This window comes from Cohnella algarum, from assembly GCF_016937515.1.
Classification (GTDB): Bacteria; Bacillota; Bacilli; order Paenibacillales; family Paenibacillaceae; genus Cohnella; species Cohnella algarum.
Map to the genome: position 1 here is coordinate 526,413 of NZ_JAFHKM010000002.1, position 14,075 is coordinate 540,487.

A 14,075-nucleotide genomic window follows, 5' to 3' on the forward strand; every position below is an offset into this window, starting at 1 on the left:
AAAGCGATGAAAGGAGAACCGGCGCGTTCAGCGAGCTACTGCGTGCAGACATGGCGGGCATCTTGACAAGATTTTTCGCCGCTCGGGAAAGCTTTGTTGAATTTTGTCCAATCAAGTTTCGTTACCGGTTTTCCTATGGAGCCGCCTTCCGCCCTTGGACGTTGCCGCCGATTTGCGATACACTTGAGAAAACCTGAGTTACCGCAACAACAGACGAGTCGGAGGGATTCCTCTTGCTTTTGCAAGCATCGGGCATTACGAAATTTTATGGCACGACTCCCGTGCTGAACGGAGTCGGCATTCAAATCAACGAGCGCGACCGCATCGGTCTCGTCGGCGTCAACGGCGCCGGCAAATCGACCTTCCTGCGCATTCTGGCGGGAGAGGATTCGGCGGATTCCGGCTCCGTGTCCAAACCGCGCGAGCTGCGCATCGGCTATTTGGCGCAAAACAGCCGCTTCGACGAGCAGATGACGCTCCAGCAGGTCATGCACGCCGCGTTCGGGCCGCTGATCGAGCAGGAACGGGAGCTGCGCGAATTGGAGCGGCGAATTTCGGATCCGGCCGAGCAGCGGGACGCCGCCCGGTACGAAGCGCTGCTCGGCCAGTACGCGGAACGGAGCGACCGTTTCCGCGAGGCGGGCGGCTTCGAGATGAACAACCGCATCCGCAGCGTCCTTCACGGCATGGGCTTCGGCGATTTCCCGCCGGAAACGCCGGTTTCCGCGCTGAGCGGCGGCCAGCGCACGCGGCTCGCGCTTGCGAGGCTGCTCGTCGTGCAGCCGGATTTGCTGCTGCTGGACGAACCGACGAACCATCTCGACATCAAAACGCTGAGCTGGCTGGAGCAGTATCTTCGCACCTATGCCGGAGCGATGGTCATCGTCTCCCACGACCGCTACTTCCTGGACGCGACGGTCACGTCCATTATCGAAATCGAACGCCATTCGGCGACCCGTTATACCGGCAATTATTCCCGTTTCATGGAGCTTAAGGAAGCCGACTTCGCGCAGCGCGTCAAGCTGTACGAACAGCAGCGCAAGGAATTGTCCCGGATGGAAGAATTCATTCAGAAAAATTTGGCCCGAGCGTCGACCACCCGCCGCGCGCAAAGCCGGCGCAACGCGATGGAGCGGATCGAACGGCTCGAAAAGCCCGGCCACCTGAAGCAGGCCAGCTTTTCCTTTACGACCGAGAGGCGGACCGGCAAGGACGTGCTGCAAGTATCCGACGTCTCGGCCGCTCCCGCCGCGGAGCTCGGTCCTTTGTTCCGCCAAGTCTCCTTTGAAGTCAAGCGCGGAGAGCGGATCGCCGTGCTGGGCCCGAACGGCGTCGGCAAATCGACGCTGCTGCGCGCGCTCGTCGGGGAGCTGGAGCTGCGAGGCGGAACCGTCCGTTGGGGGACGGGCGTCATGCTCGGCTACTACGACCAGGAGCAGCGCCAGCTGAACCCGGCCAACACGGTGCTGGAGGAGGTGTGGAGCGCCTACTCCCAGCTTCCGGAAGCGGAAATCCGGACCGTGCTCGGCAACTTCCTGTTCAGCGGCGACGACGTAAAGAAATCGGTAGGATCGCTCAGCGGCGGGGAAAAAGCCCGGGTCGCGCTTTCCAAGCTGATGCTGCGCAAGGCGAACGTGCTCGTATTGGACGAACCGACGAACCACTTGGACCTGTGGAGCCGCGAGGTGCTGGAAGCGGCCCTGGAAGAATACGAGGGAACGCTTCTGTTCGTCTCCCACGACCGCTACTTCATCAACCGCCTCGCCGACCGGATTGTCGACCTGCATCCCGACGGCGTCCGACATTTCCTGGGCAATTACGACGACATGCTCGGCAAGCAGCAGGAAATGGAAGAATGGGACAAACAAGCGGAAAAGGCTCCGTCCGGCGCCGCCGCCTCGACTCCCGCGAGCGACTACGAAGCGGACAAACGGGCAAAACGCGAGGAACGTTCGCGGCAGCGCAAGCGCGAGCAGGCGGAAGCCGACATCGAGCGGCTGGAGACGGAAATTGCCGCTTTCGAGGAAGAGATGGCCACGGAAGCCGTGTTTACCGATTACGTGAAGCTAAAAGAGATTCAGACGGCCGTCCAGAAGCTCCGCGAGGAACTCGAGGCCGCCTATGCCGTCTGGGAGCAATTGATGGAGTAATCGTCAGCGGACGCATGGCTTCCGTCTGGCCGGCATCGCCCGGCCGGCGATTGTTTCGGTCATGCATCTTTTGATGCGATATCGGCAAACGAATAAGCCGCACGAGCGAGGTGTCCGCATGAAAAACGAAAAAACCGCGGAAGGGCCTGACGAACGCGAGGAATCGAGCATTTGCGAAGTCCTGCGCATCCTTGGAGCCAAATGGGCGTTTTTGGTGCTGGACGAACTGCTCGAAGGGCCGCAGCGCTTCAATCAGTTGAAACGGAACATATCCATTGTCAAAACCCAGTCGTTGACGGACACCCTGCGCCATTTGGAACATAACGGGCTGGTGCGCCGTCAAGTATTTCCGACCGTCCCGGTAACCGTCGAATATTCGCTGACCGAGAAAGGAAGCGATTTTCAACTGGCGCTGAAGGAGATGGAAAAATGGGGGCAAAAATGGGGAGCGAAGGGTCATGCGGCCGAGACGCGGGACGCCGCTCCTTAAGAAGCTCGGGCGCCCGCGCAGCTGCGATCGTTTCGTCCTCTCCGCCCCTTCAAGCCTGAACCCGATCCGGATCCAGCGGGATCCAGCCCGGAACGCTCGTCAGCAATTCCAGCAGCGGATCGGGAATGCATAACTCCTCCCTGTTCTTCAGCGACAGCGCCGTTCGAATCTTTTCTTCCCGCCCTTGCCTGATCAGCTCGCTCCAATCCGGCTCCATGATCAGTTCCCGGCCGAGGGCGATCAGGGGAATGCCGGACCGCAACGCTTCGAGGGCGTCTTCCGGCGTATGAATGCTTCCCACGCCGATAACGGCCAAACGCGAGCCGACGCGCTCCTGAATGATCGCGAGCCGGGAGCGGCGATCCTCGACGCCGCGTCTAGGGACGGACCGGAAGTCTTTCACGGAGACGTGAAGGTAATCGAGCCCCGCAGCCGAAAGCGCGTCGATGAAAGCAAGCGTATCCGCCATCGTGACGCCCGGCGTCTCCGGCTCCTCCGGAGAAAGCCGGAAACCGACGATAAACGGCTTTTTCGCCTTCCCGCGAACCGTCCGGAGCACTTCATCCACAACGGTCAATGCGAGCTTCATCCGGTTTTCAAGGCTGCCGCCGAAAGAGTCCGTTCGCCTGTTCGTATACGGCGAAAAAAACTGCTGCAGCAAATTTCCGTTCCCGCCGTGAATTTCAACGCCGTCAAACCCCGCTTCGACGGCCCGTCCCGCCGCTTCGGCATACGCGCGCACGATTCTGTCCATTTCCGTCTCGGCCAGCGCGCGCGGGATGGCCGCGCCTTCCTTGTCCTCCGGGATCGTCCCGCTGCTTACGAATTCGCCCGTCCTTGAATTTTGTCTGCCCCCGTGAAAAATTTGCAGCACCGCCGCCGCTCCTTTAGCACGGATCGCCGCCGCGAGTTTGCCCAACCCTGGAATCAGCTCGTCCCGGTCCGCGCCGGGACCGCCGAACAGTCCGCCTTCCGCCGATACGTAAGTCGCGGCAGTAATGACCATGCCCGCGCTCCGGGCCCTGCGGGAGTAATAGCGAATTTCCTCCTCGGAAATCGATCCGTCCGCGTTCGAGCTCATATGCGTCATGGGGGCCATCACAACCCGGCTTTTCAGCCTGACGCCGGATTTGAAGGCAAAAGAATCGAAAATCGGCCGATACGCTTGGTTCATTGTTCTCAGCTCCTATGTTTGCCGGTTTGTAAAACCGATTATAGGGGAAGAAGAACCGTTGCGTAAGAACGCAAAATGGCCGGATCTAATCTCGTCATTTTGACTTACTTACTTTTTATCACCCCAAAGGGTTATCCACAGCTTTTAAATAATCGCACATCCGATCGGAAACGGGCCTCATGCGCTTTTTTTGGCGATCTGGACGCCTTTTTGTAAACCCAACATCATTGGAATATTAATATCCCCGATTTTATCCACATTGTCCACAAAATCCACAGATCGCCTGTGAAAAAGTAATCCCCGTTTCATCGAAACGCAACCCGAAGTCCCCCAACGGTTTCGCCGTTTTACCCACAATATGCACAACGGGTGTGGACAACTTTGTCCACACCCGTGACGACCTCTCGATTTACCTTTGTTGTCCGACGGGATTCGCCGCGGCGCTCTTTGTCGCCGGGTTCCCGTCATGCTCTCGCTGCCGCATCCTTGCGGTGCGAACGAAAGCCCGTTATTGACCGGCGGCGGCCTGCTTGCCCGGGCCCTGCGCCGCGCGCGCAGCCATGATGGCGCTGTTGCATGCCGACACGTAGGCTCTGGCCGCCGCGAAAATGATATCGCGGTGAATCGCCGTGCCCCGGTACCGCTTGCCCTGGAACACGACCGTCACGACGGCCTCTCCGAAGGCGTCTTCGCCCGTAGACAACGAGTGCAGCTCCAAATCCTCGAATTGGGCGTCGACCGGCATCGCCTCGCGGATGCAGCCGATGACCGCTTCGAGCGGCCCTTCCCCCGCTCCCGTATACGTCCGTTCGGCTTCGTCCGCCGCGGTCCGGATCGTGACGGAGGCGATCCGAGAACGATTGGAGCCCGCCAGCACCTGCAGCTCCGTCAATGCGTAAGGCTCGACGGACTGTTCGGTCGATTCGCCGATCAATTGCAGAAGCACGTCGTCCGTGACGACCTTCGTCTCGTCCGCCTTCGCCTTGAACCGTTCGTACACTTCGTCCAGCTCGCGGTCCTGCAGCTTGATGCCGTATTCGGAAGCGCGATGCTTGAGCGCGTGCCGGCCGGAATGCTTGCCCAGAATGATCATGCTGCGCGGAATGCCCATCGCTTCCGGATCCATGATCTCGTACGTGTTCCGGTTTTTCAGCAGGCCGTCCTGATGGATGCCGGACTCATGCTGGAAGGCGTTGCGGCCGACGATCGGCTTGTTGAACGCGATCGGAAAATGCATCGCCCGGCTGACCATCCGCGACGTCTCGAATATTTCCGAGGAGCGGATGTTCGTCGCAAGCCCGAGCGCCTCGCCGCGCGTTTCGATGACCATGACCAGCTCCTCCAGCGAACAGTTGCCGGCCCGCTCGCCGACGCCGTTGACGCTCACCTCGATTTGCGTCACGCCGTGGCGGATGGCCGCCAGGCTGTTGGCGACCGCCAGCCCCAAATCGTTATGGCAGTGCGTGCTGTAGACGACGCTGTCGCCTCCGCGAACGTTTTGCCGAATCCGCGAGAACAACGGGCCGAATTCCTCCGGCAGCGCGTACCCCATCGTGTCCGGAATGTTGATGATCGTCGCTCCTTCTTCGATGGCGGCCTCGACCATCCGGTACAGAAACTCCTCGCTGGCGCGCGAGGCGTCCATCGGGGAAAACTCGATCTGCTCCACGGATTGCTTGCCGTATGCGATCATCTCCCGCATCAAGGCGATGACCTCGTCTTCGGATTTGCGCAGCTGATGCTCCAAATGAATTTGCGAAGCCGATATGAACAGGTGCAGCCGGCGGCGGGCCGCATCCTGCGTGGCGGCGACGGCGGCGTCGATATCGGCCTTCACGCAGCGGGCGAAACCGCAAATTTCAACCTCCTGCAGCTCGCGGGAAATTTGCTGAATCGCCTGGAACTCGCCGGGACTGGAAATGGCGAAGCCCGGTTCGATCGTATCGACGCCCGCGCGCGCCAATTGTCTGGCGATAACGATTTTTTGCTCCGGTCTCAGCGATGCGCCCGGGGCTTGCTCTCCGTCGCGCAGCGTCGTATCGAAAATTTTAATTTGCTTTTTCATATGGATAACCTCCCTGATCTGTTGGCGAAATAAAGGGAAACGGCGTTGTCGTTTGACTTTGGCATCGATGCTTGCTCGCATTCGCAAAACGGTGCAGCCCGGTTCCACTTCCGGTGCCGCCCGACCCGATTTTCGAGACGGCAAAAAGCCCGCCGCCTCTTGTTCTGCAAGAGACGACGGGCCGTTTTCAGCCGCCGCGGTACCACTCCGCTTGGAGCCGCTTGCCGTTCGGACGGCAAGCCGCGCTCCCCCTTATGCGCCGGCGCCCGCCATCCGAATGGCGAACCCGGCGAGCGCCCTGTATCGGGGGCCGGCCGTAACGACGTACGCGCACCCGCCTTGCCGTGCGTTCCGCCGCTCCGCTCCCGGGCGAGTTTCGGATTCCCTTCGACTGCGTCGCACCGTCCCGCAGCTCTCTGTTTCCGGGGTGTCGTCCTACTGCTCCCGTTCATCGCGTTAGCTATTATTTATTCGTGATCTGCGAATGGTTCCGGACGGGCCGCTCAAAAATATAAAAGCCCGCCGTCTCCGTTAAGAGACGGCGGGCCGATCGGCCTTCCGCGGTACCACTCTTGTTGACGATCCCTCACCCTGCAACCCGGGAGGGAAGGTCCGCTTTACGCGACAGCGCGAAAAAAGTTCATCGCCTCTGCCGCACCCGGTTACGGGGGTTAACCGTAACGACGTACGCGGATGCCGCATTCGCTGCCGCATCGTTCCGCCGATCCGCTCCCAGGCGAGTTCGGGCTGCCCGTCTGCTGCGTCGCACCGTCCCGCAGCTCTCTGATTCGGGGTGTAAGCCTTACTGATCCTGTTCCTCGCGTTTGTTCGTTGTGGAATTGGCTTTTATTATATTCTCCTCGGAATGTTCTGTCAATTCGCTTTTCGAAAAAGTCAGTGTCAAGCTAGCGTGGGCAGTCATTTAAGATGCCTGGAACGCGAACCCCGAAGGAACCTCTTCCTTGTAAGCGCTTTGCTTCGTTCTTTCATCAAACACAAGTGATTTGTCAGAATTTTTTGCCGTTATCCGCGAAGTGCTTTGAGTGCCATACCCGTTGTGCTGCTTTGCTTCGGTCCTTGCAGCATGCGAATCATTCCAGCGATACAACCCTTGACCGGTTGCGTCACGTTCTTGAGCAATTGCCGCATGTTTATCGACTGCTGCGGCGTTGCCTGCTTACTCGCTTGTCCTTCAACCGTTCTTACCACCGTGCCCGCTTCTTGAATCCTCATCATCGTCCTCAGCATCGCCCTGACGCCTCGCTCACTCCAACTGTACCCGCCACGCTTCGTCCGCTTGGCGAATATACGCATCTGCGATTCCGCGCTTCCCATCGGGCGCATACCGCTTGTGTCGATCCCCTTCGCCTGGAGTGTTTTTCGGTAGTCGTCCAAATGCTTCTCATGCCGCTTTAGAAATCTTTTATACGGCTTCCAATCCTTCCGGTTCTCTTCCGCTATCTCTTGCTCCGACACGCCTTCCAGGACCGCCATAAGCGCGGCTGCATCCTGTTTGGCCAAAGACCGTCTCACGGTCTCCCACACCTGCGGCAAATGACCAACAAAGCGTTTCAAATCACGCGCCACATGAAAGCGGTCCAGCATGTACAGACATTGGTGAAAGTAGGATGTACATTCCCCGATCCACGCCGCGCCGTCTCCGTTCACCACAAGCCACGTGTTCTCGTCGATTTCGTAACGCTCCACCAGAAAGTCCCCGAACCCTTCCCAGAAGTCGCCGCCGCTCGTATGCAGGTAATGCTGTTTGTTCTTCAGCTGTACCCGCTTGCCGTTCTTCTCCCAGCCTTCGTGTACGACTGCAATTGCGTTCTCCATCCCGCGCTTTTTGCTCCGCTGCAGCTTCGTGTACAGCCCATCCACTTCCACGAACAGCACGCGGGCAGCGCGCCGTTTCACCGCTGGCATCGGCTGTTGCGCACGCTCCATCAGTTTTTCCCTGATCGCTTGGTGGCTCAGCACATTGTAGCCCAAAAGCTGCTCCAGCCTCTTTGCGCTGTCCCGGTACGACGGTCCTTGGCTTGCGAATGCGATTGCTGTCTCTTCCAAATGCGGACTGACTTTCCCGCGCCCTTCGAATTGCAACAGCTGATCCAGCAGATACACGTGTTTGCCGCTTCTACGGTCACAGTACAATCTCCGCTTAAAGCGCACATTCCCGAACACTGTGTTGACGCTTGTTTCACGCTCGTCCTTTACTCGATAACGCTCTCGGTCCCGTTGCTCCAGGATCTGCTGATCCAGCGCCTCCAGTACCTGCTTCATCGCACGAGCGAATTCCTCCTGCATTTTCCGGAAAATCCATTGCTCAATCTCTTTCATCGTCGGCATTGTTGTGGTAAAGTGGCTCACAGGAGCTTCCTCCTTCTTGGTGTGTTGTGCGCAAACATCACTTTACCAAGGGAGAAGCTCTTTTTCTATATCCGCTTTTTCCAATTCCTACACCCACAGAGATTTTACACTATCTTCGAAAAATGTTCCGGTCGGCGGGCGCGACGCTCAAATCCACTTGAAAAAACGGCCTTTGCGGATGACGATATCGTGCCGCGCCGCCCAAACGACGAGCGAGTTGCGATCCCTCGCGTCCGGGATATCGAGGCACAGCCGCACCGGCGCGATCCGGCGGCCCGCCGGCACGATGCCCACAATGCGGCCGTGAATGCGGATTTGCCCGATGGCCCCGGGGTCCAGCGCCATTCCGTTCACCTCGACCGTCCCGGGGAATAGGGCCAGTTCGGCCCTCCCTTTGACTCTTCTCAAAAACAGGTAAAAAAGCGCGAACAGACAGCAGCAGGCGAAGGCCGCGTTCGCGTACAGGCGGGTCCCCGCCGGCTCTTCGCGAAGCAAATTGCCCAGCGACATCAGGAGCAGGAACGCGAACCCGGCAAGGGTGCCGAGCTCGAGCGGAAATTTGGCGGAGATGAGGCGGCGCGTTTCGGCTTTCGAATCGGACACGACGTGTCCCCCTTTCCCGGACAGGCTGTCTTCTATCCTATTCCGCCGGTCCGCGAAACATGCCTGCCGAACGGAAACTCGATCGATCCGTCAATTTTCGTTTCCGCCGTCTTTTTCCGGGGAGCCCCGCTTCATGTTTTTGCCGTAAAAAATTTCGTCCATCTCCTGCTGAAGCTGCTCCGCGATTTGTTGCTGCTCGTCCTCGTCGAGCTTCTCCTTCGTATAGCCGAACAAATAGTTGTTCAGGTCGAATTGGCGCAGCTTGCACTTCGTATGAAAAATGTGCTCCTGGTACACGTTGACGTCGATCATGTGAAAATCGGCTTTGACGTTTTCCGGGATGTAATCCTGAATGGAGCCGATATCGTGGTCGATAAACAGCTTTCGGCCTTTGATATCCCTCGTAAAGCCCCGCACCCGGTAATCGATCGTCATGATGTCGGTATCGAACGAGTGGATTAAGTAATTGAGCGCCTTAAGCGGCGAAATCTCCCCGCACGTGGATACGTCGATGTCGGCGCGGAACGTGCTGATTCCTTTTTCCGGGTGATATTCCGGGTACGTATGAACGGTGATATGGCTTTTGTCCAGCGACATGACGACCGCGGCCGGCAGCGGACCGGGCGAGGCGTCGAACGATTCGTCCGGCGCCTCGTCGACGGGCCCCTCCGAGATCAGAACGGTCACGCTCGCCCCTTGCGGAACGTAATCCTGCCTGGCGATGTTGAGCACGTGGGCGCCGATAATGTCGGTTACGGATTTTAAAATGCCCGTCAGCCGCTCCGAATTGTATTGCTCGTCGATGTATTCGATGTAGGCTTCTCGCTCTTCCTTCGTTTTCGTGTAGCAGATGTCGTACATGTTAAAGCTCAGCGACTTGGTCAAATTGTTGAAGCCGTGCAGCGTCACTCTTTGTTCCGGTGTCAGCGTCATGGGCAGCCCCTCTCGTCCGGTTAACGTTTGGTTTTATATTGCCCAATCGCAGGGAGGGGAACACTTGAATGCGGGGAGCGCGGCGGAAATTGGAAATTGGCGCGCCGGGAGTGCCGATGAGGGCGAAAAATTTCCGGATTCGAGAAAAAGCGGCGGTAAGCGGAAAGTACGGCGGAGACATAAGAAAAACGCTTGGCGGTTTCCTTGGAAAGGCGGACCTCCTTGTTCCGAAAACGGAAGGTTCTTTTGGCGGGATTGAGCGGCTGAGCGGGATTGAGCGGGATTGAGCGGGATACCGAACGGTTCGATGCAGCCTGGTTGGATTTCATCCAACGAAAATCGGCTTTTTCGCGAAAATTTTCGGCTTCGTTGGATTTTGTCCAATCTGGCAAGGCTTTTTCGGCGTTTTCGCCCAAATTCCATGTTCCTCATTGGATAAAATCCACTCTAGACTGCGGTTTCTTCGTTTTCCGCTTCCTTGATTGGACAAAATCCAACCTGGGCCTCCCTAAAAATTGCGGTCTTTTCGATTCGGACCGTTATTCCCCGAATAAATCGGAGAGCGGCAAAATTGCGGTCCCAAACGGCCTCGTTATATGGCCGGTCCCCGTTTCTGCAAGCCGGGCTTACCGGGCTTCCCCGCCTCCGCCGACCGACCAGGCCTCCAGCGACAGCTGCGGCTCGGCCTGCATGTCGAGCGAGGTGAACTCGCCCCGCCGCCATTTCAAATCGGCGGCCGCGCCGATCATCGCGGCGTTGTCGCTGCACAGCGACAGCGGCGGAACGAGCAGCGGCAGGCCCGCCTCCGCGCACAGCTCGCCGAGCCGGCTGCGCAGCCCGCGGTTGGCCGCCACGCCGCCGCACAGCAGCATTTGGCGGACGCCGAATTCGGCGGCGGCCCGCATCGCTTTCGTCGTCACGACGTCGATGACCGACGCCTGGAATCCCCTGGCCAGCGCAGCGCCGTCCGGTTCCTCGCCCTTCATCCTGCTGCGGTTGATTTCGGCGAGCACCGCGGATTTCAGCCCGCTGAAGCTGAAATCGTACGAGTCCGCCTCCAGCCAGGCCCGCGGCAGCTCGATTTCCCGCTCGGCGCTTGCCGCCAGGCGGTCGACGTAAGGCCCGCCCGGGTACGGGAACGACAGCGCGCGGGCCACCTTGTCGTAGGCCTCGCCGACGGCGTCGTCCCGCGTGCGGCCGACAATGCGGAAGCTTCCCTCGCGCTCCAGCAGCACGAGCTCGGTGTGGCCGCCCGACACGACGAGCGCCAGCGCCGGGTATTCGATCTCGCCGATAAGCCGATTGGCGTAAATATGACCGGCGATATGATGCGTGCCGATCAGCGGCACGTCCAGCGCCATCGCCAGGCTTTTGGCGGCGACGACCCCGACGAGCAGCGCTCCGACGAGGCCCGGTCCTTGCGTGACGGCGACCGCATCGATGTCGGAAAGCGCGATGCCCGCCTCCTCCACCGCCTGCTCGATCATAAGCGTAATGCTCTCCACGTGCTTGCGCGAGGCGATTTCCGGCACGACTCCGCCGAAGCGGCGATGGGTGTCGATCTGGCTGGACACGACGTTGGAGAGCGCCTCGCGGCCGCCGCGCAAAACGGCCGCGGACGTCTCGTCGCAGCTTGTCTCGATAGCGAGCAGATGATAAGGCCGGCTCATTGCGCTTCTCCTTCCGACGTCCCGGCGGTCCGTTCTCCGTCCCATATTTCGGGAACGAGGTCCGCCCACATAATCAACGCGTCCTCCCGGTTGTCCGAATAATAGCCCGGACGGATGCCGGAAGGAGCGAATCCGAACTGGCGGTACAGCCGCTGCGCGCGTTCGTTCGAAACCCGCACCTCGAGCGTCATCCGCTGCGCTCCGAACCAGTGCGCGGTTTTCATCAATTCCCGAAGCAGCCGCTTGCCGTGACCTTGCCCCTGATATTGCTCGCGAATCGCGATATTGGTCACGTGCGCTTCGTCCACGATGACCCACATGCCGCCGTACCCGAGCACCGTCCCCGATTTTTCCATGACCATGTACTTGGCGAACATGTTGGAGGTCAGCTCGTTGCGGAACGCTTCCTCGGTCCACGGAGCGGCGAACGTCTCCTGCTCGATCTCCACGATCGTCCCGATATCTTCGATCGTCATGGCGCGAAACCGGAATTCTCCCGGCTCCGGCCTACCGTTATTCCGCATTACGCTTTACGCTCCTTCTGCGCCGCCAGCAGCTTGGCTTCCGCCTCCGCCAATTGCGTATAATTGGGGACGAACGCATGGGGTTCGTCCTTTTCTCCGCCGCGAATTCGCCGTTCGGCGAGCAAGCCGACGGCGCCGGCATCCATGCCGAAAGGGACGGCTTCGATCGAAATGCCCGCGTCGGCCAGCGCGCCCGCTGCGGCAGCGACGAGCTCCGCGAACGGTTCGGTTTGCCCGACGAAAACGATCGAGGACGGCCGCTCCCCGCCCGGGAGCTCCTCCGCAGCCTGCTTCAGCTTGTCGAGCCACGGCCCGAACAAACGGATGCCGTCCTCCTCCGTCCGCCGCCAGCTCCCGTCCGGAAGCGCCGCGAACCGCGCGCCATAAGCTTGTCCCCTCCGGCCGTCCATAAGCGGAACGATCCAGGCTTCGCCGCCGCCGTTGTTCGGCCCGATTTCCTTCCAGGCGCCGAACGCCAGCGCTTCCAGGCTGGAGATTCCGACGAGCGGCTTATTCCACGTCCAGGCCAGCGTCTTGGCGGCCGTCACGGCAATGCGCACTCCCGTATACGAACCGGGACCTTGCCCTGCCGCGATCGCGTCAACTTCGTTCCGGGACAGGCCGTTTCTTTCCAGCAGTTCTTTCAGTTCGGAGACGATCCGCACCGCGTGATTGCGCTCCGTAAATGAAAGGGAGGAATCGAGAACGGCCCCGCCCCTTGTGATCGCGGCCGCAAGCACCGCCGTAGACGTATCGAAAGACAGCACCGTCATGGGCGCCGCCTGGTTCTGCAAGTTCACTGAAGCGGTTCCTCCTCCATTTTCCGATCCCGTTCCGACCGAGCCGAAACGAAAACCCAGCCCGACCCCCGAGCCGAAACGAAAATCCCGCCGGTCATTCCCCGGACGGAACCATGCCGAGCTCCCGGCACCAGGCCGCATGCTTTGCGCCCCGCGGTTCGGCCGTAATCCGGCGGGAAGCCGGACCGGTCGTCTCCAGCCGGATATGCAACCGCTCATGCGGAAGCAGCGGCTCGATCAGCGAGGCCCATTCCACCAGGGACACGCCTTGTCCCTCGAAATATTCGTCCAGGCCGAGCTCGTCCGCCTCCTCCGGGGATATCCGGTAGACGTCCATATGATAAAAAGGCAGCCGGCCGCTTTCGTATTCCTTAATGATCGTAAACGTCGGGCTGCTGACGATTTCCCGCACGCCAAGGCCGTCCGCGAACGCTTGCGCGAACTTCGTCTTGCCGGCCCCCAGATCCCCGTCCAAAGCGAGCACGGTTTGCGGTTCGGACAATTCGGCAAGCCGCCTCGCGAAGCTTGCGGTCTCTTCTTCGGACCGCGCTTCCCAAACAAACGAGATTCCCTTCCGATCCCGTTCTTCCGTGTCGTCCCTATCGCTCATGCGTCTGCGACCCCCGGTTTATAATTGTCCTTATTATATCGGTGCGGGCCGGAAGTTGCAAAGATTTCGGCCAAGCGCAAACGGCGCGGGAGAGAGAGATTACGAACGCTTAAGCTCCCGTATGCCGCGAATCCGGTCCGCTCCTTCGTTCGCGGGCAAGGCCGCCCTTCGGTCCGAACCAGCGGGCCAGCATTTCGAAAACCGCCAGCCCCAGCGCCCCTCCGGCCAAATCGATCCAAATATCGGATACGAGCGACGTTCGGCCGGGAGTATACTGCTGGTTCAGCTCGTCCGCCGCCGCGACAAGCATGACGGCAAACAAGCAATATACCGCGCGCTGCGGGAACGAGCGCACGCGCCGCAGCGCGAGCCGGACGAGCACGGCCAGAAAAAAGTAGATGCCGAGATGGGCGGCTTTGCGAACAAGAAACTCGAGCCATGAGTAAGGGTTGCCGGCAGACGTACGTTTCGACTCCCAGAATTCGATCGGAAGGTCCGGCAGGGACCGCGAGAGCGATTCCGCGGACCAATGCTTTTGAAGATAGGGGATAAAATTTTGCTCGTCTCGGCTTTGCGAGGAAAAAAAGAAAATGACGCCGATCCATGCCGCAACGAACGCAAGACAGATGACAACCTTTACGCGCAACGGACGCCTTCCCTTCCAGCGAAGCGGCGGTACGCTTTTT

Annotated in this window: 13 protein-coding genes; 2 read left to right on the forward strand and 11 right to left on the reverse strand. The window is 59.7% G+C overall.

From position 1 onward, the window contains the following. Positions 1-233: 233 nt before the first annotated feature. Together JW799_RS02575 and JW799_RS02580 are read left to right on the forward strand one after the other, a co-directional pair. Positions 234-2,150, forward strand: a complete 1,917-nt coding sequence (locus tag JW799_RS02575; RefSeq protein ID WP_205428586.1) for an ABC-F family ATP-binding cassette domain-containing protein — start codon at positions 234-236, stop codon at positions 2,148-2,150. Positions 2,151-2,268: 118 nt separating this feature from the next. After that, a complete protein-coding gene (locus JW799_RS02580; RefSeq protein ID WP_205428588.1) occupies positions 2,269-2,640 on the forward strand; it encodes a winged helix-turn-helix transcriptional regulator in 372 nt (123 codons plus the stop codon). A gap of 49 nt (positions 2,641-2,689) precedes the next feature. Here JW799_RS02580 and JW799_RS02585 read toward each other — a convergent pair whose 3' ends face one another. From JW799_RS02585 to JW799_RS02635, 11 genes are all read right to left on the reverse strand, one after another. After that, the gene (locus JW799_RS02585) at positions 2,690-3,814 is read right to left on the reverse strand and encodes an NADH-dependent flavin oxidoreductase (protein ID WP_080836129.1); all 1,125 of its coding nucleotides are present in this window, start codon (positions 3,812-3,814) and stop codon (positions 2,690-2,692) included. Positions 3,815-4,322: 508 nt separating this feature from the next. After that, complete coding sequence (locus tag JW799_RS02590; RefSeq protein WP_080836127.1) at positions 4,323-5,879, reverse strand: 2-isopropylmalate synthase; 1,557 nt, start codon at positions 5,877-5,879, stop codon at positions 4,323-4,325. A gap of 1,023 nt (positions 5,880-6,902) precedes the next feature. After that, a complete protein-coding gene (locus tag JW799_RS02595; RefSeq protein WP_080836672.1) occupies positions 6,903-8,249 on the reverse strand; it encodes an ISLre2-like element ISTco1 family transposase in 1,347 nt (448 codons plus the stop codon). A gap of 147 nt (positions 8,250-8,396) precedes the next feature. Further along, on the reverse strand, positions 8,397-8,852 hold the full coding sequence (locus tag JW799_RS02600) for a hypothetical protein (RefSeq protein WP_080836126.1): 456 nt from the start codon (positions 8,850-8,852) through the stop codon (positions 8,397-8,399). Between the two features lie 90 nt (positions 8,853-8,942). Next, on the reverse strand, positions 8,943-9,785 hold the full coding sequence (gene speD / locus JW799_RS02605) for an adenosylmethionine decarboxylase (protein ID WP_080836125.1): 843 nt from the start codon (positions 9,783-9,785) through the stop codon (positions 8,943-8,945). 20 nt (positions 9,786-9,805) lie between these two features. Continuing rightward, the gene (locus JW799_RS02610) at positions 9,806-10,201 is read right to left on the reverse strand and encodes a hypothetical protein (protein WP_139787215.1); all 396 of its coding nucleotides are present in this window, start codon (positions 10,199-10,201) and stop codon (positions 9,806-9,808) included. Positions 10,202-10,411: 210 nt separating this feature from the next. Then, positions 10,412-11,455 carry a tRNA (adenosine(37)-N6)-threonylcarbamoyltransferase complex transferase subunit TsaD gene (gene tsaD / locus JW799_RS02615; protein ID WP_080836118.1) on the reverse strand — a complete coding sequence of 348 codons (1,044 nt, stop codon included), beginning with the start codon at positions 11,453-11,455 and terminating at the stop codon, positions 10,412-10,414. Further along, on the reverse strand, positions 11,452-11,979 hold the full coding sequence (gene rimI / locus JW799_RS02620; RefSeq protein ID WP_080836115.1) for a ribosomal protein S18-alanine N-acetyltransferase: 528 nt from the start codon (positions 11,977-11,979) through the stop codon (positions 11,452-11,454). The genes tsaD and rimI overlap by 4 nt, the downstream gene beginning before the upstream one ends. Further along, on the reverse strand, positions 11,979-12,779 hold the full coding sequence (tsaB, locus tag JW799_RS02625; RefSeq protein ID WP_245809739.1) for a tRNA (adenosine(37)-N6)-threonylcarbamoyltransferase complex dimerization subunit type 1 TsaB: 801 nt from the start codon (positions 12,777-12,779) through the stop codon (positions 11,979-11,981). Before tsaB ends, rimI begins: the two co-directional genes overlap by 1 nt. A 94-nt stretch (positions 12,780-12,873) precedes the next feature. Beyond that, positions 12,874-13,389: a tRNA (adenosine(37)-N6)-threonylcarbamoyltransferase complex ATPase subunit type 1 TsaE gene (gene tsaE / locus JW799_RS02630; RefSeq protein WP_080836113.1), complete on the reverse strand. Its 516-nt coding sequence runs from the start codon at positions 13,387-13,389 to the stop codon at positions 12,874-12,876. A gap of 109 nt (positions 13,390-13,498) precedes the next feature. Further along, complete coding sequence (locus JW799_RS02635) at positions 13,499-14,035, reverse strand: VanZ family protein (protein WP_080836111.1); 537 nt, start codon at positions 14,033-14,035, stop codon at positions 13,499-13,501. Between the last annotated feature and the right edge of the window lie 40 nt (positions 14,036-14,075).